Annotated in this window: 23 protein-coding genes and 1 tRNA gene; 17 read left to right on the top strand and 7 right to left on the bottom strand. The window is 38.9% G+C overall.

Going from position 1 to position 20,942, the window contains the following annotated elements:
* Positions 1-40 precede the first annotated feature (40 nt).
* The 9 genes from OD355_RS12060 to mnmD all read left to right on the top strand — a co-directional run bounded on the left by OD355_RS12060 (position 41) and on the right by mnmD (position 7,554).
* Complete coding sequence (locus OD355_RS12060) at positions 41-1,567, top strand: phytoene desaturase family protein (RefSeq protein WP_382303514.1); 1,527 nt, start codon at positions 41-43, stop codon at positions 1,565-1,567.
* Positions 1,551-2,387: a phytoene/squalene synthase family protein gene (locus tag OD355_RS12055; RefSeq protein WP_263038740.1), complete on the top strand. Its 837-nt coding sequence runs from the start codon at positions 1,551-1,553 to the stop codon at positions 2,385-2,387. The genes OD355_RS12060 and OD355_RS12055 overlap by 17 nt, the downstream gene beginning before the upstream one ends.
* A complete protein-coding gene (locus OD355_RS12050; RefSeq protein ID WP_263038739.1) occupies positions 2,387-2,839 on the top strand; it encodes a hypothetical protein in 453 nt (150 codons plus the stop codon). Before OD355_RS12055 ends, OD355_RS12050 begins: the two co-directional genes overlap by 1 nt.
* Before the next feature lie 7 nt (positions 2,840-2,846).
* Positions 2,847-3,314 carry an SRPBCC family protein gene (locus OD355_RS12045; protein ID WP_263038738.1) on the top strand — a complete coding sequence of 156 codons (468 nt, stop codon included), beginning with the start codon at positions 2,847-2,849 and terminating at the stop codon, positions 3,312-3,314.
* A gap of 113 nt (positions 3,315-3,427) precedes the next feature.
* Entirely contained in the window at positions 3,428-3,886 is a 459-nt protein-coding gene (locus OD355_RS12040) for a sterol desaturase family protein (protein ID WP_263038737.1), read from the top strand.
* Positions 3,883-4,632: a lycopene cyclase domain-containing protein gene (locus OD355_RS12035; protein WP_263038736.1), complete on the top strand. Its 750-nt coding sequence runs from the start codon at positions 3,883-3,885 to the stop codon at positions 4,630-4,632. Before OD355_RS12040 ends, OD355_RS12035 begins: the two co-directional genes overlap by 4 nt.
* 83 nt (positions 4,633-4,715) lie before the next feature.
* The gene (locus tag OD355_RS12030; protein ID WP_263038735.1) at positions 4,716-5,492 is read left to right on the top strand and encodes a hypothetical protein; all 777 of its coding nucleotides are present in this window, start codon (positions 4,716-4,718) and stop codon (positions 5,490-5,492) included.
* A complete protein-coding gene (locus tag OD355_RS12025) occupies positions 5,482-6,804 on the top strand; it encodes a cryptochrome/photolyase family protein (RefSeq protein ID WP_263038734.1) in 1,323 nt (440 codons plus the stop codon). The genes OD355_RS12030 and OD355_RS12025 overlap by 11 nt, the downstream gene beginning before the upstream one ends.
* A 72-nt stretch (positions 6,805-6,876) precedes the next feature.
* Positions 6,877-7,554, top strand: a complete 678-nt coding sequence (gene mnmD, locus OD355_RS12020; RefSeq protein WP_263038733.1) for a tRNA (5-methylaminomethyl-2-thiouridine)(34)-methyltransferase MnmD — start codon at positions 6,877-6,879, stop codon at positions 7,552-7,554.
* A 30-nt stretch (positions 7,555-7,584) separates the two neighbouring features.
* Here the strand turns inward: mnmD and gap are convergent, their stop codons facing one another.
* Entirely contained in the window at positions 7,585-8,595 is a 1,011-nt protein-coding gene (gene gap, locus OD355_RS12015; RefSeq protein ID WP_263038732.1) for a type I glyceraldehyde-3-phosphate dehydrogenase, read from the bottom strand.
* A gap of 387 nt (positions 8,596-8,982) precedes the next feature.
* Here gap and OD355_RS12010 point away from each other — a divergent pair.
* Positions 8,983-9,054 (top strand) — tRNA-Glu (locus OD355_RS12010).
* Between the two features lie 99 nt (positions 9,055-9,153).
* On the opposite strand, the gene rsgA is transcribed toward OD355_RS12010, so the two are convergent.
* The 6 genes from rsgA to OD355_RS11980 all read right to left on the bottom strand — a co-directional run bounded on the left by rsgA (position 9,154) and on the right by OD355_RS11980 (position 14,077).
* Positions 9,154-10,068 carry a ribosome small subunit-dependent GTPase A gene (gene rsgA, locus OD355_RS12005; protein WP_263038731.1) on the bottom strand — a complete coding sequence of 305 codons (915 nt, stop codon included), beginning with the start codon at positions 10,066-10,068 and terminating at the stop codon, positions 9,154-9,156.
* A gap of 53 nt (positions 10,069-10,121) precedes the next feature.
* Entirely contained in the window at positions 10,122-10,847 is a 726-nt protein-coding gene (locus OD355_RS12000; RefSeq protein WP_263038730.1) for a hypothetical protein, read from the bottom strand.
* A gap of 244 nt (positions 10,848-11,091) precedes the next feature.
* The gene (locus OD355_RS11995) at positions 11,092-12,147 is read right to left on the bottom strand and encodes a hypothetical protein (RefSeq protein WP_263038729.1); all 1,056 of its coding nucleotides are present in this window, start codon (positions 12,145-12,147) and stop codon (positions 11,092-11,094) included.
* Between the two features lie 7 nt (positions 12,148-12,154).
* Positions 12,155-12,793, bottom strand: a complete 639-nt coding sequence (locus OD355_RS11990) for a hypothetical protein (RefSeq protein WP_263038728.1) — start codon at positions 12,791-12,793, stop codon at positions 12,155-12,157.
* A 5-nt stretch (positions 12,794-12,798) separates the two neighbouring features.
* On the bottom strand, positions 12,799-13,338 hold the full coding sequence (locus tag OD355_RS11985) for an RNA polymerase sigma factor (RefSeq protein WP_263038727.1): 540 nt from the start codon (positions 13,336-13,338) through the stop codon (positions 12,799-12,801).
* A gap of 88 nt (positions 13,339-13,426) precedes the next feature.
* Positions 13,427-14,077: an ABC transporter ATP-binding protein gene (locus OD355_RS11980; protein ID WP_263038726.1), complete on the bottom strand. Its 651-nt coding sequence runs from the start codon at positions 14,075-14,077 to the stop codon at positions 13,427-13,429.
* Between the two features lie 150 nt (positions 14,078-14,227).
* Here OD355_RS11980 and OD355_RS11975 point away from each other — a divergent pair, with 150 nt between their 5' ends.
* From OD355_RS11975 to OD355_RS11945, 7 genes are all read left to right on the top strand, one after another.
* Positions 14,228-14,449 carry a DUF2795 domain-containing protein gene (locus OD355_RS11975; RefSeq protein WP_263038725.1) on the top strand — a complete coding sequence of 74 codons (222 nt, stop codon included), beginning with the start codon at positions 14,228-14,230 and terminating at the stop codon, positions 14,447-14,449.
* Between the two features lie 157 nt (positions 14,450-14,606).
* Entirely contained in the window at positions 14,607-15,239 is a 633-nt protein-coding gene (gene yihA, locus OD355_RS11970) for a ribosome biogenesis GTP-binding protein YihA/YsxC (protein WP_263038724.1), read from the top strand.
* On the top strand, positions 15,214-16,338 hold the full coding sequence (gene serC, locus OD355_RS11965) for a 3-phosphoserine/phosphohydroxythreonine transaminase (protein ID WP_263038723.1): 1,125 nt from the start codon (positions 15,214-15,216) through the stop codon (positions 16,336-16,338). Before yihA ends, serC begins: the two co-directional genes overlap by 26 nt.
* A gap of 983 nt (positions 16,339-17,321) precedes the next feature.
* Positions 17,322-18,329 carry a tetratricopeptide repeat protein gene (locus OD355_RS11960; RefSeq protein WP_263038722.1) on the top strand — a complete coding sequence of 336 codons (1,008 nt, stop codon included), beginning with the start codon at positions 17,322-17,324 and terminating at the stop codon, positions 18,327-18,329.
* Positions 18,330-18,413: 84 nt separating this feature from the next.
* A complete protein-coding gene (locus OD355_RS11955) occupies positions 18,414-19,232 on the top strand; it encodes a TerC family protein (protein ID WP_263038721.1) in 819 nt (272 codons plus the stop codon).
* Positions 19,233-19,313: 81 nt separating this feature from the next.
* On the top strand, positions 19,314-20,000 hold the full coding sequence (locus OD355_RS11950) for a hypothetical protein (protein ID WP_263038720.1): 687 nt from the start codon (positions 19,314-19,316) through the stop codon (positions 19,998-20,000).
* Positions 20,001-20,147: 147 nt separating this feature from the next.
* Complete coding sequence (locus tag OD355_RS11945; protein WP_263038719.1) at positions 20,148-20,819, top strand: ion transporter; 672 nt, start codon at positions 20,148-20,150, stop codon at positions 20,817-20,819.
* Positions 20,820-20,942 lie beyond the last annotated feature (123 nt).

Genomic DNA, 20,942 nt, shown 5'->3' with positions numbered 1-20,942 from the left:
TACCTGTTCTTCCAGGTAAAAAAGACATTATCAGGGGCTTATCAGATTAACCACCCGGTACGCACACACAAAGAAATTGAAAATGAAAAAGAAGATAGCGATAATTGGTTCCGGATTTTCCGGTTTGTCAGCCGCAGCTTACGCAGCAAAAGCCGGGAATGAAGTTCATGTTTTTGAAAAACATGATCAGCCCGGCGGCAGGGCCAGACAATTTACTACGCCACAAGGTTTTGTGTTTGACATGGGTCCAAGTTGGTATTGGATGCCCGATATTATGGACAAGTTTTTTGCTGATTTCGGTTATAAAACAGCTGATTTTTTTGATCTGATATCCTTAGATCCACAGTTTGAAATGATTTTCGCGGATAAGAAAATGAATGTACCTGAAAATTTTGAAGCGCTCAAATTGCTGTTTGAAAAAACCGAAAAAGGTGCGGGAGTTCAGTTAGAGAAATTCATGAGATCGGCAAAATTCAAATACGAAGTGGGGATGCAGGATTTTGTTCAAAAACCGTGTTACAGCTGGCTTGAATTTGTTTCTCTCAAAATAGCCAAAAGTGCCTTGAAATTAGATTTACTCACGAATTTCAGGAGCTATGTTGCCAGGTATTTTAAAAACAAACAATTGAGAACCCTGATGGAGTTTCCCGTGATTTTTCTCGGCGCTTCGCCCAAAAATATCCCGGCGCTGTACAGCTTAATGAATTACGGAGGATATGCTTTGGGTACACATTATCCGAGAGGCGGCTTTTATCAATTAGTATTGGCAATGAAAAATGTAGCTGAAAAACAAGGTGCGGCTTTCCACTTCAATAATACAGTTGAGAAAATCAATACGGAAAACAACAAAGTAACCTCTTTGCAAATAAATGGTTCAAATCAGGAATTTGATGCGGTAATTGCTTCTTCAGATTATCACCATACAGAAAGCCTTTTAAATGAAGCACAAAGAAATTATACAGATACCTACTGGCAAAAAAGAACATTTGCCCCGTCGAGCCTGATCTTTTATTTGGGCATCAATCAAATCATCCCTGACCTCAAACATCATACACTGTTTTTTGAAAACGATTTGGATGAGCATATTGATTGTATTTATGAAAAAAAGAAATGGCCCGAAAATCCATTATTCTACTGTTGCTGCCCTTCTAAAACAGATGACGGTGTGGCTCCTAAAGGTAAAGAAAACCTGTTTTTGCTAATGCCATTGGCTATGGGTATAAACGATGATGAAACGCTCAGGGAAAAGTACTTAAAAGAAATGCTTGCCAGAATTGAAAAACATACCGGCATAAATGACCTGCTTTCAAAAATTGAGTACCAAAGAAGCTATTGCGTAAGCGATTTTATTGCTGACTATAATGCGTATGGCGGCAATGCATATGGCCTGGCAAATGTATTGAACCAAACAGCGGTTTTAAAACCAAAAATAAAAAATAAAAAATTGGATAACCTGTTTTACACAGGCCAGCTGACCGTTCCCGGCCCCGGAGTTCCTCCGTCCATTATATCCGGTAAAATAGTGGCCAACGAAATAAACAAAATCTATTATGAAACAGCTATATGATGAACTTTCTTACTCAGTAAGCAAGATAACAACCCAGAAGTACAGCACTAGCTTTTCTTTGGGAATTTTGGCCCTTAAGCCGTCTATCCGCAATGCAATTTATGCTATATATAGCTATGTAAGATTAGCAGATGAGATTGTAGATAGTTTTCATGATTATGATAAAGAAAAATTATTAAACACATTGAAGACAGAAACCCGCATTGCTTTAGAAGAAGGGTTTTCACTCAATCCTATTTTGCAAGCTTATCAACAAACGGTACATAAGTATAAAATTGATAGCAGGCTTATTAATCAATTCCTGAACAGTATGGAGATGGATTTGCAAAAGATAGACTACAACTCTGAACTATATAATGAATATATTTATGGCTCTGCCGAAGTAGTAGGCTTAATGTGCTTGCAGGTTTTTACAGAAGGAAATAAACAAAAGTTTGAAGAACTGAAACACTATGCCATGAAATTAGGTTCTGCATTTCAAAAAATAAACTTCCTAAGAGACCTGAAAGATGATTACCAAATTTTAGGCAGAACTTATTTTCCCAATGTTGATATGTGTGTGTTTGACAATTCCGTAAAATGCCAGATTGAAAAAGAGATAGAACAAGAATTTAAAGAAGCTCTGGCCGGTATAAAGAAATTACCAAATTCGTCTATGTTCGGCGTTTATCTGGCTTACAAATATTACATGTCATTGTTTCAGAAAATAAAAAGAAAATCTTCAACAGAAATAATGCATCATAGGATCCGCGTTTCTAATCTGCAAAAAGCCTTAGTAGCGTTTACAAGTTATGTAAGATACAAAACAGCCATTTTGTAATGAAAGTTTTTATCGTACTCATACCGCTTTTATTGATGCTTACCGACTTTAATCACCCGGCTTTGCATGAAGCAAGAGTTAATTACAACAAAGCGGCTCACGATAAAGATGTATGTAAACAAATGATTGATAAGCTGGAAAATGCAAGTAAAAATTCAGCTCTTAACCTGGCCTACCTCGGTGGGTTTCAAACCATATGGGCAAATCATGTTTTTAACCCGATAGATAAACTCAAAACATTTAAACAAGGAAAGAAAAATATTGAACAAGCCATCAATAAAGAACCAGGTAATGTTGAAATCAGGTTTATCAGGCTTTCCATTCAGAAACATGCTCCTATTTTTTTAGGCTATCGTACTAACATACAAGAAGACAGGGATTTTATTATCAAACACAGGAACGATGCAGCTTCGGAAGTTCTTCAGAAAAACATAGAGGCACTCTTAAAGTAATTATTCTATGAAACATACATTATATAGAGAGCAGCAGCTGCATTGCGATATACAAACTGCATGGGATTTCTTCTCTTCGCCCATGAACCTGCCGGAAATAACGCCAACAGATATGGCCTTTACGGTGTTGACAGACTATAAAGCTGAAAAAATATTTGTGGGAATGATCATTGATTATACCGTATCGCCGTTACTTGGAATACCGCTAAAATGGAAAACCAGGATAACAGAAGTAATGCCCAATAAAAGCTTTACAGATTTTCAGGAAAAAGGTCCATACAAATTATGGAATCATCATCATGAATTTATCGCTAATGAAAAAGGCGTTTTAATGAAAGATACGGTAGATTATCAACTACCTTTGGGCGTTTTGGGAACAATTGCACATAGCCTATTTTTAAGAAAAAAATTAGAAGGTATCTTTAATTACCGTTACCATGTTTTAGAAAAAAAATTCAACCAAGTAAATCAGTAATATAAAATAGCCATAAGAGTGCTGCATACCAACTGAGGATGAATATATAGCGCAACGAAGTTCACAGGAAGTAATTCCATTTGACCATACAGAAAAAAATAAAAAATATACACATGAACATTTTAATAACATTGCTCGTTTTTATATTGATGGAAGGTGCAACCTGGGTGATACATAAATATGTAATGCATGGCTTTCTTTGGGTTTTACACAAAGACCATCACGACCATAGCAATGAAGGTGCATTTGAAAAGAACGATTATTTTTTCGTGATATTTGCTTTGCCTACAATTGCTTTGATGTATTTCGGCTCATTGCAAAATTATAATTATTTGTTTTTTATAGGTTTGGGTATCATGCTATACGGAATGGCTTATTTTTTTGTACACGATATTTTTATTCATCAAAGGATTAAATATTTTAAGCACACCAACAGCCGCTATTTTTTGGCACTTAGAAGAGCGCACAAACAGCATCATAAGCATTTAGGAAAAGAAGAAGGTGAGTGTTTCGGTTTTTTGTATGTGCCTTTTAAGTATTTCAGAATGTATTTTAAATCTCATAAAAAATGATGGCATATACCTATTCACTGATATTGTTTTTTACGGTCATCATATGCTTTATTGCATCTTTTGACAGGAGAATTAAATTCCACAAACACTTTGGCTCGTTTTTAAAGGCTGCTGTTCTTGTTGCCATTCCTTTTATCGCATGGGATGTATGGTTTACTGCCCGCGGTGTATGGTGGTTCAACACAAACTATACGCTTGGTATAGTGATAGCAGGATTGCCTTTGGAAGAAATGCTGTTTTTTATTTTTATACCATTCTCTTGCATCTTTACCTATTATACAATTGATAAGTACTACAGATGGGAAGTTCTGAGTGCATTTAATAATTTATTGGCGTTTGTAAGCATTATTGTTTTATCTGTGGCTGGGCTGCTGAATACAGATAAAATTTACACGCTGATTACAGCAATAGTAACAATACTGACTTTGATCTATTTGCATTTTATAGCTAAGGCAGCATGGCTTACAAAAGCATCGGCAGTTTTTACGCTCCTAATGCTTGGCTTTTTCCCGGTCAACGGGATTTTAACCGGCAGCTTTTTGGAAAACCCGATCGTAAATTATAATCCAAAAGATTTTTTAGGAATAAGAATGTTTACCATTCCTATTGAAGATGCCGTTTACGGTTATTCTCAATTTCTTTTGGTAATTTATTTCTTTAAAAAATTTCAAAAACAAAAAAATTATGAAAATGAGTCCGTCAACCATTCATTAGCAGCTTACGATCCCGAACTGGAAAACAAATAATATATAAAGTGAGCTATAAGAATGCAGCATACAAGCGCCGATGAATTCCATGTGACCATAAAGAAAAAGTAAAATATATACACATGCAAAAGTCTTTTAAAATTTTAAATGCAGTTGCTCTGGTTGCAACTATAGTTGTCAGCTACTTATCCAATACTGGTGTTTTTAACGGCGAAACAATGGCAACAGTGTCTGCCAGGTACCAGAACTTGTTTACCCCTGCCGGTTATGCTTTTTCTATTTGGGGGCTTATATATTTAAGCCTTTTGGGTTTTGTAATTTATTATGGGCCTTTGGTGAAAAGCTCACCGGCCAAGGATAATACGATTTTGCAAATCGAATGGTGGTTTATTATTTCCTGTGTGTGTAATAGTTTATGGGTAATTACCTGGTTGTACGATTATGTACTTCTAACCATTCCTATTATGGTTGTTTTATTCATTGCTTTACTCAAAATAATTGTAAATACAAAAATGGCATTTCAAAAAACAACTATTGCAACCAATGTTTTTCTTAAGCTGCCTTTTTATATCTATTCAGGCTGGGTATCTGTAGCATTGGTAGCCAATATAGCTGCATTTCTTAAAAAAATTCAATGGAATGGCTTTGGAATTTCGGAAACATCCTGGGCAATCATCATGTTTATAGCAACGGCTGCTATCCACTTGTTTATGATTTATAAACGCAATATGCCTGCTTTCGGAATTGTTGCTGTTTGGGCATTAATAGCAATTGCAGTAGCCAATAAAGAAGTAAACAACACCGTCTATCTGGGCGCAATCATTTTTGCTGCTTTCATTTTAGTCAATATTCTTATTCAATTTTTTAAAACAAAAAAATTCTCGTTAAATGAGAAGTAAGATTTCCATATTTTGGTTCCGGCGCGATTTGCGCCTGGAAGATAATGTTGGACTTTCTCAAGCGCTTTCTAACCAAACTCCTGTTCTTCCCCTCTTTATATTTGATACAGATATTTTAGAAAAATTAGAAGATACATCCGATAGAAGATTAGATTATATTCATCAGGCGCTTGTGAAAATAAACAAGGAATTAAAAACTTTCGCTTCAACACTGAACACCTTCTATGGAAAACCATTGAATGTTTTTAAAAATCTGGCAGAAACATATGCTATTGAAGCTGTTTATTGCAACCAGGATTATGAACCGCAAGCAATAAAAAGAGATACGGAAATCTGTCAATATTGCAAAGAGCAAAATATAGCGTTCAGGGTTTTTAAAGACCAGGTTATTTTTCATAAAACCGACATTGTAAAAAATGATGCTGCACCTTATACGGTTTATACGCCTTATTCCAAAAAATGGAAAGCGTTGCTGGCCGAAAAAGATTATAAGCCTCACCGCGCAGATTTTTCTAAATTTTTAAAACAAGATTTTGCTGAAATACATTCCCAGGAAGCAATTGGATTTAAGCAAACCGGTATTCATTTTGAAACGCCGGAATTAGATGCTAAAATCATTGATGAATACCATCAATACAGAGACTTTCCTGCGCTGCAACGCACCACACAATTAGGCATTGCTTTGCGGTTTGGCACAATAAGCGTTCGCAAAACTGTGGCTTTTGCTTTGCAACACAATCAAACCTGGCTGAACGAATTAATCTGGCGTGAATTTTTTATGCAGATTTTGTATCATTTCCCCAAAGTGGCAAATCAGTCTTTTAAGGCGAAATACGATTTCATTCAATGGCGAAACAATGAGCAGGAATTTAAATGGTGGTGCGAAGGTAAAACGGGCTATCCGATTGTAGATGCCGGCATGCGTCAGCTGAATAAAACAGGCTATATGCACAACCGCGTACGCATGATTGTTGCGAGTTTTCTTTGCAAGCATTTGCTGATAGATTGGCGATGGGGCGAAGCGTATTTTGCCCAGAAACTCAACGATTACGATTTGTCTGCCAACAACGGCAACTGGCAATGGGCAGCAGGTTGCGGCTGCGATGCTGCGCCTTACTTCCGGGTTTTTAACCCGGCGCTGCAAACGGAAAAATTTGATAAGAATTTAGCATATATCAAAAAATGGCTGCCTGAATTCGGAACAAATGATTATCCGGAACCAATTGTTGAACACCGTTTTGCAAGAGACAGGGCATTACTTGCCTATAAAAAAGCATTGCAATCAACAGATCAGCCTCCAAGCCTGTTTTAAGTTGTGATGGTTGGGTTTTCCAATAGCATATCGATGAAACAATGTAAATTTAAGTACTAATGTTTTATCAAGATGCCAACTCAACACCAGATCCGGATGACCAAAGACGGCTCACCCACGCTTTTTCATACACACTATAATCAAACCTATCACTCTGTAAACGGCGCCCTGAGCGAGTCTCAGCATGTATTTATCCGTACAGGCCTGGCTGAAGCTGCACGCCGGAAGAGTCAAATAGTTTTGTTTGAAGTGGGCTTTGGCACCGGGTTGAATGCTTTACTCGCTTACAGCTTTGCCATAGCAAACAACCTGCATATACAATATCTCTGCCTTGAACCTTTTCCTGTGCCGCACAATCAGCTGCTTGCTTTCAGCCGCCAATTACAACTGCCTGCAGATTTACAGCAGGTATTTTTGCGTTTGCACGCTGCAAAAAATATTCCTGTATCGCTTGGCGACAGGTTTACATTTACCTGCTATGAAAAGAGTTTACAAAACTATCACGACAGGCCCGGTACAGACATCGTATTCTACGATGCTTTCTCTCCTGCGGTACAGCCTGAAATGTGGACTGAACAGGCCTTGCAGTGTGTAAGTGATATGATGAATGATGATGCTTTACTGGTTACCTATTGCGCTAAAGGAGCCGTGAAAAGAATTTTAAGGCAACTGAATTTTGTTGTAGAGTCTTTGCCCGGTGCAAATGGAAAAAGAGAAATGATCAGGGCAACAAAAAAGCAGCACCCGTAGATGCTGCCTATACTATTGTTGTTGCAAAAATTATTTAGAGATCAATTCAGCAAAATGCTTGATTGTTCTTACTAACTGTGCAGTGTAGCTCATTTCATTATCGTACCAGGAAACAACTTTTACAACTTGTTTGTCGCCCACAGTGATCACTTTAGTTTGCGTAGCATCAAACAAAGAACCATATTTAATACCAATGATATCGCTGCTCACCAACTCATCTTCTGTATAACCGAAGCTCTCGTTTGAAGCTGCTTTCATAGTAGCATTAACTTCTTCTTTGGTTGTTTGCTTTGCCAACACTGCAACCAATTCTGTTACAGAACCTGTGATCACAGGTACGCGTTGTGCGCCACCGTCTAATTTACCTTTCAGCTCAGGGATTACCAGGCCTATTGCTTTAGCTGCGCCTGTAGAGTTAGGCACTATATTCTGCGCTGCTGCACGTGCGCGGCGAAGGTCGCCTTTGGCGTGCGGAGCGTCTAAAGTATTCTGGTCGTTGGTGTAAGCGTGAATGGTAGTCATGCTGCCTGCTTCAATTGTATAAGCATCGTTCAATGCTTTGGCCATTGGAGCCAAACAGTTGGTAGTGCAGGATGCGCCGCTGATAACAGTTTCAGAGCCATCAAGAATATCATGGTTTACGTTGTACACGATTGTTTTCAGATCACCTGTAGCAGGAGCAGAGATCACAACTCTTTTAGCGCCTGCCTGTAAGTGTGCTTCTGCTTTTGTTTTATCTGCGAAGAAACCTGTACATTCCACAACCACGTCTACATCATGTTCTTTCCAGGGAATAGTTGCAGGGTCTCTGTGAGCATAGATATTTACCTCATCGCCATCTACAATAATAGAAGATTCTGTATGTTGTACATCCTGGTTAAAACGACCTTGTGCGCTGTCGTATTTTAAAAGATGTGCCAAAGTTTTAGGGTCAGTAAGGTCATTGATAGCAACCACGTCAATGCCTTCCATGTTGTATATTTCACGATATACCAAACGTCCGATACGGCCAAAACCGTTGATAGCAACTTTTACGCTCATAGTATTTTAATTTTATTTTTAATTTATTCTGATGCAAAGTTACAATATATTAGCTTACGGAATATGATTTATGACATAAAAAACTAAACTTTTGCATATTCGTTAGTTTTTTGCTGTTAAAATATTGATGTGTGATTTTTTGTATGCTGCTTTTGCGGATGGCTTTTAATGGCCACATTAAAAGCCTTATTCATTCCCGGTTGGTATAGATTCCTAATCTTTATGGTTATTTCATGTTGCATTCTGCCTCTTTTTGTGGCTCCCCAATGGCATTGAAGAACCTGCCATTTTGCTTAACAGATGTATCCCAAATTTTTATAAACATTTCTTGTTTAAAATTTGGGTGAATGAGAAAAAAATATTTACCTTTGCAATCCATCAAAAAATGGAGCGTTGGTCAAGAGGTTAAGACACCTCCCTTTCACGGAGGAAACACGGGTTCGAGTCCCGTACGCTCTACAAAGGAAAGGTTTAAAAGTTGTAGAATCCTGATTTCTGTAAAGAGGTCAGGATTTTTAATTTACCCGCACGATATCGCTCATTATCATCACCGCTGAATTAAAGTGTATCAAGAATATTGATGTAGCTTATATAGCGACCCGGCGAAACCCTGCCTGTATGCATCACCGCGTTTTTAACGGCACAATCAGGCTCATTTACATGCAGGCAATTGTTGAATTTACACTCCGGTAAAACTGCGCGCATTTCAGGAAAATAATGCGACAACTCAGCCTTGGGCATATCCGCCAGCGCAAACTCCCTAATGCCCGGCGTATCTATAATGGCGCCGCCTTCAGCCAGGTCAAACATTTCTGCAAATGTGGTGGTATGCATACCCTTGCCGCTCCATCCGCTGACTTCACGGGTTTTCAGGTTTTTTTCAGGAAGTATGCTATTGATGAAGGTAGACTTGCCAACACCGCTGTGTCCACTGATGAGGGTGGTTTTATTGTGCAATAAATCTTTTACTTCATCCAGCCCCTGATTATTCACCAGGCTGATGCCTGCTACTTTGTAGCCTATATCGCTGTAAATGCGCTTTAGTTCTGCGAACTTTTCCTCTTCCTTATTTTTATGCAGGTCTGTTTTATTAAAGATAATAACAGCAGGTACGTGATAGGCTTCGGCCGTCACCAGGAAGCGGTCTATAAACCCCGGCGATGTCCTGGGATTTTTTAAAGTAGCAAACAGTAAGGCCTGATCAAGGTTAGAGGCTACAATATGATGCTGGTTTTTATTGTGGGGAGAAGCGCGCGCAATGTAGTTTTTGCGTGGAATGATCTTTACGATCACTACGCTCCTTTCGCTTTCCGTATCGGCTTCTATTGCTACTTTATCGCCCACGGCGATAGGGTTGGTTGAGGTAATCCCGTCAATCTTAAAAACACCTTTTATACGGGCATTAAGGATCTCGCCGTTATCGGCTTTTACAATGTACCAGCTGCCGGTGGATTTATATACTGTTGCCTGCAAAGAATTGTTTTTTGTAAAGATAGTTTTTAGCGCGGTAATTCAAAAACTGAAAATTATTTGTTGCTGCGCGCCTGGTATTCCTTAAAGCACACGGTGATGTATTGGGCCATATCCAGTTCATTCATTGAAAGTGCTACATCATACGGTGGTTCGTACAGGCGCATAAATTCATCGCGCTCGCTGCCCGTAAGGCCCGTATAGGTTGTTACCAGCGACTTTGTAAACCTGCTTTTTACATAATTATTTTCTTCAAGCGATAGGGCAAAGTTTTTATAGAATTGCTTCTTGTTGTTTTTCTTGATCTGCAATGCATAAAACAGGTTGCCGATATTAAACGGGTTGGTGAGCCAGTCCACAAAATACCTTGCGGAACTTTTTGCATTGAATATTTTTGCGTATTCTCTCCGGTTGGCCAGGGAGTCGAGATAATGATTTTTATTGACCACAATAATATCTTTCAACACTTCTTCCCGTGAAGAAATATCCTGAGGCTTGGTAATGATAACCATGTTTACGATCCTGTTAGCTGGTACGGCATATTTTGCAGACCTTATGCCGTTGTATAGCACATACAGAGAATCAGCCACACCTGTAGCAGGCAAATAAAATATGCCCATTGAGTCGGTAATTGTTTTTTGTCCGCCGGTACTGTAAACTGCTGCGTGGGCAACAGGTTCGCCGGTGAGGCTTTCAACAGTGCCCATGATGAGGTTGCTGCTTTGTGCAGCAGCATTTGTTGCCATCAACAGGAAGATAATATAGTAAAGGCCGGCACGCATCTGCTAATTTTGGATCTGTAGTTTTTTAATTTTTGATCCCTCTTGGTAAACTTTGTGTTTCTGTGCCCATTGTGGTTAAACACTAATGGAAGCATACGCCATAAAGGCTTCACAACGGTCACGATTATTATTACTGAGACACAAAGGCACCAGGGATTTCTTGGTAAAATTAACAGGAAAACTTATGCAATGGTCATAAATAAAACAAAAAGCGCAGAAGAACTGCGCTTGGTAAGACTGCTCTCTACATACTAATGCCTAATTGAATAGCCGGAGTTACTCCTTTAAAAAAGTCATTGAAATACATATAAGGTTGTACTGATAGCCCTTTATATTTTAACCCTCCAACACCGAATTTAAAAGTATTCTGAGGCATAAAACCCCCTCGGCCTTTTATTAAGTACCCTAGAGTAACCGGCAATATATAACCGGGGTTGTGTGAGGAACTGGCGCCGAAATTTTTTCTATAATTCAACGTTATAAAGTCATTTCTGTAAGCAGCCAGCTTACCTTCTGGATCAGTTTTAAAGAGATAATTGGGTTCCCAGGAAATGCCAAATGCATTTGTTCCCCGTTTATCATCGCCTATACCATGCACAAAATATAGGTTCAGGGAAAAGGCAGGTGTAAAATAATGCTTATAATTCTGGGCGGCTACACCAATAGTCATTTCCAGCTGGTTTCTTGAAACAGGATAGCGGAATGGATTGCCCGTAACTTTATTGTCTTTCACTGAAAAGACAGATGTAACCACACCTCCCTGTTGTTGCCTGCGTATTTTTTTTGGATTTGACGATTGGGATTCATTTATCAGCTTTTGTATAAATTCGGTAGTATATGCATTATCGTATTCCATTAATGTAGTTACATCGTTTAAGACGAATGAAAGTATTAATGGGAAGTTATCATTGTGAGCGCTTGCAATCTCCGGAAAAATATTGAGCGTATCTTTCGCTGTTTTTAAATCACTCACTTCAGTAATGCTGATATAATATGACTGCTCCTTAAGTGTGTTTATCTTTACGGTTAATGATGCATTAGCGTTTTCATATAATTTTACGTTTACGGTTTTGCCATGCAGTCCCGGCAATGAGTCTTTTATTCTGTTTAAGTGACGGCTTACCTGCGATATGATACTGCTGATGCTGCCCATCTTTTCTACATCTGATAGCGCTGCAGTATGAACGAGCAGATAATTACCCTTTCCATAGTCAAGCTTTACACCTGTTTGGGGTGTCTGTGCTTTTAAAATAACTGAGCTTAACAGCAGTGCCGTAATAAAAAATAAATGCTTGTTCATATATGCGTTATAAAGGTATAGCAATGTTTGTGACGCTTTTAGATTGGATTATATAGGCTTCTTCAACCTCTTCCTGCCTGCGCTGGCTCCCGAACCGGAAAACAATTGGAGCAGCTTTGTTGCGGTATGATGTTGACTCCCGGACTTTTTCAATATCACTGAGATAAACAACTTTTCTTTTTGCAGGTGTAGCTGCCGCGGTCTCGTATTGGATGGCGCTGACAACCGGCATTGACTGCTGCTCTTCAACAATAACCTGTTCTTTATTTTCCGGCAGTATCGCTGCTGCCGCTATTTTAGCAACTCTTGTCTTTAGGTAGCTTTCTTTTAAATTTTCTTTTTGCCCGGTTGACGCAAAATTTTTTGCTGATGCAATCCCGGTTGTTTGTGTTTTAACTTTATTGATTATAACACCCGGTATGTTACTGCCTGCGAAACGTGCAGCGCTTTCTTTTTCCCTGTTCAAATACATAAAGATTATTGCGCCTCCCAGACACGCAGCAGCAGCGTAGTGCCACCACTTTGCAGATTTACGCTTGCCGGGACTAAGCATATTTTCAAGCCTGTACCAACCGGCATTTTTATTGTATTGGTATACCGGATAATCTTCCAGTTTCGTCCGGATATTTCTATCGTTTTCTGTCATGGCTACTATAAGTTTATTATAGAATCTTTTTCGATCATTTGCTGTAATGCTTTTCTTGCTTTATTTAGCTGCGACTTTGAAGTTCCTTCAGAAATATTTAATTCGATGGCTATCTCCTTATGGCTCATATTTTCAAGCACGTATAAGTTAAAAACTGTCCTGTACCCTGCCGGCAGTTGCACTATATAGTTGAAAATATCATCTGCTGCAAGTTTATCCAGGCTTGTCGCTTCTGCATCAATTATATTATCCAGCATCTCATTCTGATATAAAAAATGCTTTTGCTGCCTTAAGAGCATCAGGCATTCATTTACCATTATCTTTTTTAAAAAAGCTTTTTCACTGCCATTGCCCCGGAACTCAAATGTATTGATCTTATCAAAAAACTTTTGAAACCCTGTAAGCATCACGTCTTCGGCATCTTCGAATTTTTTTACATACCTGATACAGATGGCTAGCATTATATTTACATGGCGTTCAAAAAACACACGTTGTGCTTTCCTGTCGTTTTGTTTACATGCACGTATCAGATCTTCTGCCTTCAAAATATATGGTTCTGAATGGTAAATGCATTACGGTACAGGAAGGTTGCCTGTAGCAGATAATTTAATATTATTTACACCGCTTATTTACTCACACAATCATACCATCCTTCATGGTTAGAATGCGGTCGCTCATGTCTGCAAGCTCTTTGTTGTGGGTAACTATAAGAAAAGTCTGGCTGAATTTTTCGCGAAGGCTCAAGAATAGTTCATGCAGTTCTCTGGCATTCCTGCTGTCGAGGTTTCCCGTAGGCTCATCTGCAAAAACAATAGAGGGCTTGTTGATCAGCGCCCTGGCTACTGCCACGCGCTGCTGTTCCCCGCCGCTGAGCGCATGGGGCTTATTTTCCAAACGGTCGTCCAGGCCAAGTATAGACAGCAGCCGGCATGCCTCTTCCTCCGCTTCTCTTTTTTTCTTTCCCCCCAGCCATGCAGGAATGCACACGTTTTCAAGCGCAGAAAACTCCGGCAGCAGGTGATGAAACTGGAATATAAAACCGATATTCTTATTCCTGAAAGCCGCAAGTTTATTGCCTTTCAGCGTGTGTACCGAAGCGCCGTCAAGGTAGATCTCTCCTTTATCAGGCGTATCAAGCGTGCCCAGTATGTGGAGCAGAGTACTCTTGCCTGCCCCCGAAGAGCCGACAATAGATACAATCTCACCCTGGTTGATCTCTATATCAACGCCCTTTAAAACTTCCAGGTCTGTGTAACGTTTGTGTATATTTACAGCCTTTAGCATCATTTTTGATTTAGCACTATAGAGTGCAAACGTAAAGTTTTAAGATTTAAAAACTTGATTTTATACCAAATATTTAATCCCGGGTATTGTTAAGTTCAATCTGAAACTCTACATTTGCCGAAAATTTACTAACCTTAAAAAAATTATAATATGTTTTGGAGTTTAGAATTAGCAACTTACCTGGAGGAAGCTCCATGGCCTGCTACCAAAGATGAACTGATAGACTATGCTATACGCTCCGGAGCGCCCATAGAAGTTGTGGAAAACCTGCAGGAACTGGAAGACGAAGGTGAGGTGTACGAAAGCATTGAAGACATCTGGCCTGACTATCCCAGCCAGGAAGATTTTATGTTTAATGAAGATGAATATTAATAACCGAGCCACCGTTTTTGCGGTGGCTTTTTGTTTCAGCCGCTGTTGCAGCTGCGCGCTTCTGTGGATAAACCGATATTGTAAAATTAAATATGCACAGCGCGGATTATATCCGCCTGCTATTCTTTAAAAGCCTATCTTTAATTTTGCGAAAATTATGGTCATTAAAAACGCTACATACGTTATTTCAAGCCCTTCCTACAAAAATTGTCCGCCTGCGGACATGCCGGAATATGCATTTATCGGTAGAAGTAATGTAGGCAAATCTTCGCTGATCAACCTGATTACCAACCGGCAAAATCTTGCTAAAACATCAGCAACGCCCGGAAAGACACAGCTCATCAACCACTTTCTTATAGAAAGCGGCAGCAACAAACAGGGCAGGCTGCAGTGGTACCTGGTAGATTTGCCCGGCTACGGCTATGCAAAAAAAGCAAAAACAGAACGGAAAAGCTGGAGCAAAATGATAGAAGATTATCTCTTGCACCGCGAAAACCTGGTAAACCTGTTTGTACTGATAGACAGCAGGCACAAGCCCCAGCGTATAGACCTTGAATTTCTAAGCCAGCTATACGAATGGGAAATGCCATTTACCCTTGTATTTACCAAAGCAGATAAAGAGAAGCCTGGTGTTGTACAAAGAAATGTAGATGCTTTTTTAGAAGAATTAAAGGCTTCCACGCAATTTTTGCCGCAGGTGATTGTAACAAGCTCTGCCAAAAAATCTGGCAAAGAAGAACTGCTTGAACTGATAGCGCGCATGAATGAATCGTCTACTGAACAACAATAAGTTAAAAGAATTTTATATGCAGATGTATAATTTTAATTCAGGGCCTTCCATTCTTCCTGAATATGTTTTAAGAAAAGCCGCTGAGGCAATTACTGATTTTAAAAAAACGGGGCTATCCATACTGGAAATAGGCCACCGCACAACTGCATTTATAGATACCTTACAGGAAGCCCGCCAACTGGCTAAAGAGCTGATGCAGCTTGGGCCCGACTATGAAGTGTTGTATTTACAAGGAGGCGCTACCACACAGTTTATGCAGGTGCCCATGAACCTGCTGGGCGCAAGTGATACTGCTGCTTATTGCGACAATGGCATATGGGGCACTAAGGCCATTAAGGAAGCAGAGATCTGGGGAAATGTAAATGTAGTGTCTTCTACAAAGGATAAAAATTACAGCTACATTGAAAAAGTGTTTGCAATTCCCGACGCGGTCAATTATTTACACATTACCACGAACAATACTGTGGAAGGCACGCAGTGGCACACCATCCCGGGCACAGGCCAAACCCCGCTGGTAGCCGATATGAGCAGTGATATATTCAGCCGGCCGCTGGATTTCAGCAGGTTCTCGCTCATGTACGCAGGCGCACAAAAGAATGCCGGTGCGGCCGGCACTACACTGGTAATTGTCAATAAAAATATTTTAGGCAGGATTAACAGGAACATCCCGCCGATTATGGATTACAGAAAACACATAGAAGCCGATTCGCTGTTGAATACTGCCCCGGTTTTTGCGGTATATGTTTCTTACCTTACCTTAAAATGGATAAAAGAAGAAGGTGGCCTGGAAGAAATGTGGAAGCGTACAAAGCAAAGAGCCGAGCTGATGTATGCTGCATTGGATTCGCTGGACATATTTACACCTATAGCGGCCAAAGAAGACCGCAGCCTGATGAATGTAACCTTTACCATAGAAAATAAAAACTGGGAAGATGAGTTTTTGGAACTTTGCAAAGAACATGGCATGATAGGCGTAAAAGGTTATCGAACTGTAGGAGGCTTACGGGTATCTCTTTACAACGCTATGCCGGTCAGCAGCGTGGTAAAGTTCACAGAACTGATGAGTATGTTTAACGACCGGAAGAAAAAAGCCAACTAAACAATTAAGCTTCAAGCTGCTTATGGCAAGCAACTTGTAATAAAGAAAAATAAAATATACACACATGAAATAACCATAAAGATTAGGAATGTATACCAACCGGGAATGATAATAAAGAATTAAGGTTTTGGTTATTCCGTGTGGCAAACAGAAAAATTAAATATTAACACATGAAATAGCCATAGTAAAGTTGCATACCAACCGCTAATGAATAAAGGCTATTCCATGTGGCAAACAGAAAAAATTAAATATTAACACATGAAATAGCCATAAGCCAAGTTGCATACCAACCGCGAATGAATAAAGGCTATTCCATGTGACCATAAAGAAAAATAAAAAATATACACATGAAATAACCATAAAAATTAGGAATTTATACCAACCGGGAATGATAATAAAGAATTAAGGTTTTGGTTATTCCGTGTGGCAAACAGAAAAAATTAAATATTAACACATGAAATAACCATAAAGATTAAGAATCTATACCAACCGGGAATGATAATAAAGATTAAGATTTTGGTTATTCCATGTGGCAAACAGAAAAATTAAATATTAACACATGAAATAACCATAAAGATTAGGAATCTTTACCAACCGAGGATGATAATAAAAATTAAGGTTTTGGTTATTCCGTGTGGCAAACAGTAAAAATTAAATATTAACACATGAAATAGCCATAAAGATTAAGAATCTATACCAACCGGAATGAATATGGAATCTAAAAAAATGGTTATTCCATGTGACAACTGAAAAACAAATAAATTATATACACATGAAATAATCATAAAGATTAGGAATCTATACCAACCGAGGATGATAATAAAAATTAAGGTTTTGGTTATTCCGTGTGGCAAACAGTAAAAATTAAATATTAACACATGAAATAACCATAAAGATTAGGAATCTATACCAACCGTGAATGAGTATGAATCTAAAAAGCTGGTTATTCCATGTGGCAAACAGAAAAAATTAAATATACACACATGAAAAAGTTATTCCTTATTCCTGCTTTATTCGCTACGTTATCGCTGTCTGCACAAACAAATATAGATGTAGCCAAGAACCAGGCATTTGAACTTGCAAGAAAAGGCGACTACGCCAAGGCAATAGATGTACTTACTAAAGCAGAACAGTCTGCCCCGGGCAATATAGTGCTGCTGAAAGACATAGCTTATTACAACTATGCCAAAGGAGATTATGACAAAGCAATTGAACATGGCAATAAACTGGTAAAGAGAGACGATGCAGACGAGCAGGTGTACCAGATACTGGGTTCTGCTTACAGGAACAATAAGAAATACGAGGAAAGTGAAAACATCTATGGCGAAGGCATTGCCAAATTCCCTAAAAGTGCAGTCCTATATGCAGAGCTGGGAACCACTTATGCCGATAACAATAAAGCCAGTGAAGCCATTGCCGTTTGGGAAAAAGGTGTAAAGATAGATCCGAATATCAGCAACAACTATTATTACCTTGCCAAAGCGTTTGCAAAAAATCTCAACCCGTTAAAATCTATTCTGAATGCAGAGACTTTTGTAAACATGGAGAATAAAACACAAAGAACCGTTGAAATGAGAACGCTTTTGCTGGAGCAATACAAAACGCTCTTCTCCAACGCAAGCTATATTAACCGGTACAGCAACGGGCGCAACGAATTTGAAAAAGAAGTGGCTGCTTCCTACCGCAAGTTTGCTTCCGTAGTTGCCGGCGGTGTGAATGCAGAGACGCTGTCTGCATTGCGCGGGCAATTTATTGTAGACTGGTTTCAGCAAAATAAAGACCAAAAATTCCCGTTTGCTTTATTTGACAGAAACAGGCAAATGCTTCGTTCCGGTATTTTCGATGCATACAACAGGTGGCTATTCTCCTCGATGTCTCCCGAACAGTTCAGAACATGGGGCAAAACCAACGAAGGGCAGATGAGTGAGTTTATGCGGTATTTTAATGCTTCTATCCTAAAGTTCCCCGAGGGCGGACAAATTTATTTCTAAAAAAATATCAATAAAAGAGACTAAATTATATAGTCTCTTTTATTTTTGCATTACGCAAATAACATAACCACTAAAACTACCACCATGCTGTTCATTGATTTGTTCTCCAACCTGCACATCCCGAATTTTGCTGATCCCGGGATCTGGATAAGCCTGCTCACCCTGGCTTTCCTTGAAATTGTGCTCGGGGTTGACAACATCATTTTTATATCGATCCTTTCCAACAAACTGCCGGAAAGCCAGCAAAAGAAAGCGAGGAATATAGGCCTGCTCTTTGCCATGCTGTTCAGGGTGGTATTGTTATTAATGATCAACTGGATCATAGGCCTGAAGGAACCGGTACTTACGCTGGATTGGTTCGGCGATCCGCTTACGGACGGGCCGATGCAGTTCTCCTGGAAAGACATTATTCTCATAGTCGGCGGGCTTTTCCTGATCATAAAAAGCACGCTGGAGATACATTCCAAAATGCAGTTGCAGGAGCACCATGAAGTGAAGGCTGTAGCTGCCGGCGCCAATATGCTGATCAAAGTAATTATCCAGATCATTTTGATTGATATGGTATTCTCGTTGGATTCCATACTGACCGCTGTAGGCCTGGTGGACAATGTGCTGATCATGATCATTGCGGTAGTGGTTGCCATAGGTATCATGATGCTGTTTGCAGGCCCTGTAAGCCGCATCATCAACAAGCACCCGAGCCTGCAGATGCTCGCGCTCAGCTTCCTGGTAGTGATAGGCGTATTGCTGATAGCAGAAGGCATACACCAGCATGTAAGCAAAAGCATTATCTACTCCTGCCTGGCATTCAGCCTTGCCGTGGAGCTGCTCAACATCAATTTCAGGAAAAAACAGGCAAAGCTAAAAGACGTAGCTGCCAATAGCCCGGAAAGGGATCTATAAACATTAAGTTTTTTTAAGCAACGCCGTCCTATTTGGGCGGCGCTTTTTTTATGGGTAATGGCAATAGATTTATTAAGATAAATGTTTATATTTGGTAGTGGAATTGGGGTGTTGGGCAATCCTAAAAAAGAACGAAAACTCTATTGGAAGAAGAGAAAAGAACAAAAAAATATGAACGAAACACCTTTTAAAGACGGGCAAACTTTGAAGAAAATATTCGCCGAGATTGCGAAAATGAATATAAAAAAACACACCCGTGAGATTGTTGAGTTAGTCATTGACGGTAAATTAAGCAAAGAAAATATTCAGAATATTCTTAGGAAACATTCGATACGAAAAGTTGAGAAAATCAAGCCTGAATTATTGGGCGTACTTATTGCTTATGCAAATTTTGTATTGGAAGACAACGTGATAACCAACAACGAGAAACAAAACTTTGAATTCCTCAAAATGTATTTCGTAATTCGAGAAGGAGACTTTTACAAATACAAATTATTGGAAACTAAATCCATAATCAACAAGCAATTAGAGCGTTTATATGCAGACAATTTGATTACCCAAACCGAAACGGAAAGCAATGATTTACTGCAAGAAATGTTTGATTTGCATTATGACCAATTTGATAAAATGAAAGAAAATTTTGTTATAAAATCAATCGAACAAGGTGCTGAGATATCAAATCTAGACACTGCAAATACAAACATTTTAAAGACAAAAAGTACAAATAAGCTGATTTTAAGGGTAAAAACATTCTTCGGAAAAAAATAAATTATGGGTTGTTCTTCAAGGAAAAGAATAAAAATTGCACCGGTATTAGCCTAAATGTGAGTAAAAAAATCAAGCAAATCGTTTAGCAAGAGAAACCAATCTTACAACTGAAAAATTAACGGAAGACATAAACGTAACTGCATAGAAATGGAAGAAGATTCTACAAATAAATTCGGGTTCTTAAATTTAGCGGTGCTTGTTCTTTCCGTTTATGTTCTTGGCGCTCTGATTATTGATACAACTTTTAAATTATCGGAGGAAACTTCTATACTTTTGAATTATATCGATGTCGCTATTTGCATATTCTTCTTTATCGAATTTTGTATAAGGTTTTATCAGGCTGATAATAAGTTGAAGTTTATGCGTTGGGGCTGGATTGATTTAGTTTCGAGTATTCCAATGATAAATTTTTTGAGATTTGGAAGAATTTTTAGATTAATTCGACTATTTCGCATTTTGAAAGCATTTCGCACGACAAAACATTTTGTAACATATATTTTTAAAAGCAAAGCACAAGGAGCATTTACTTCTGCAACAATTTTGGCGATTTTATTGATAATTTTTTCGTCAATAGCTATTCTCCAAGTTGAAAATACACCAACCAGCAATATTAAAACAGCAGAAGATGCCATTTGGTGGTCTTACGTTACAATCACAACAGTCGGTTACGGAGACAGGTATCCAGTAACAACAGAGGGGAGAATAATTGCCATGTTTTTAATGACCGCAGGAGTAGGACTTTTTGGAACTTTTACAGCTTATATCGCTTCTATTTTCGTAGTAGATAACAAAAAAGAAAAGACAGAAATAAACGAATAAAAGCTGCCTCTTCAATAAATAGCTAACCTCCCACTGGCGCAAGCGTCCGCTTGTGCCAGTAATGCTTGGATAGTCTGTAACACTTCCTCCAACAAAATAATCCCTCCGTTCTTTTAATTATAT

The organism is Haoranjiania flava, assembly GCF_025631005.1.
GTDB classification, from domain to species: domain Bacteria; phylum Bacteroidota; class Bacteroidia; order Chitinophagales; family Chitinophagaceae; genus Haoranjiania; species Haoranjiania flava.
The sequence above is the reverse complement of the archived record's forward strand: the minus strand, read 5'-3'. Positions and strand labels throughout refer to the sequence as shown.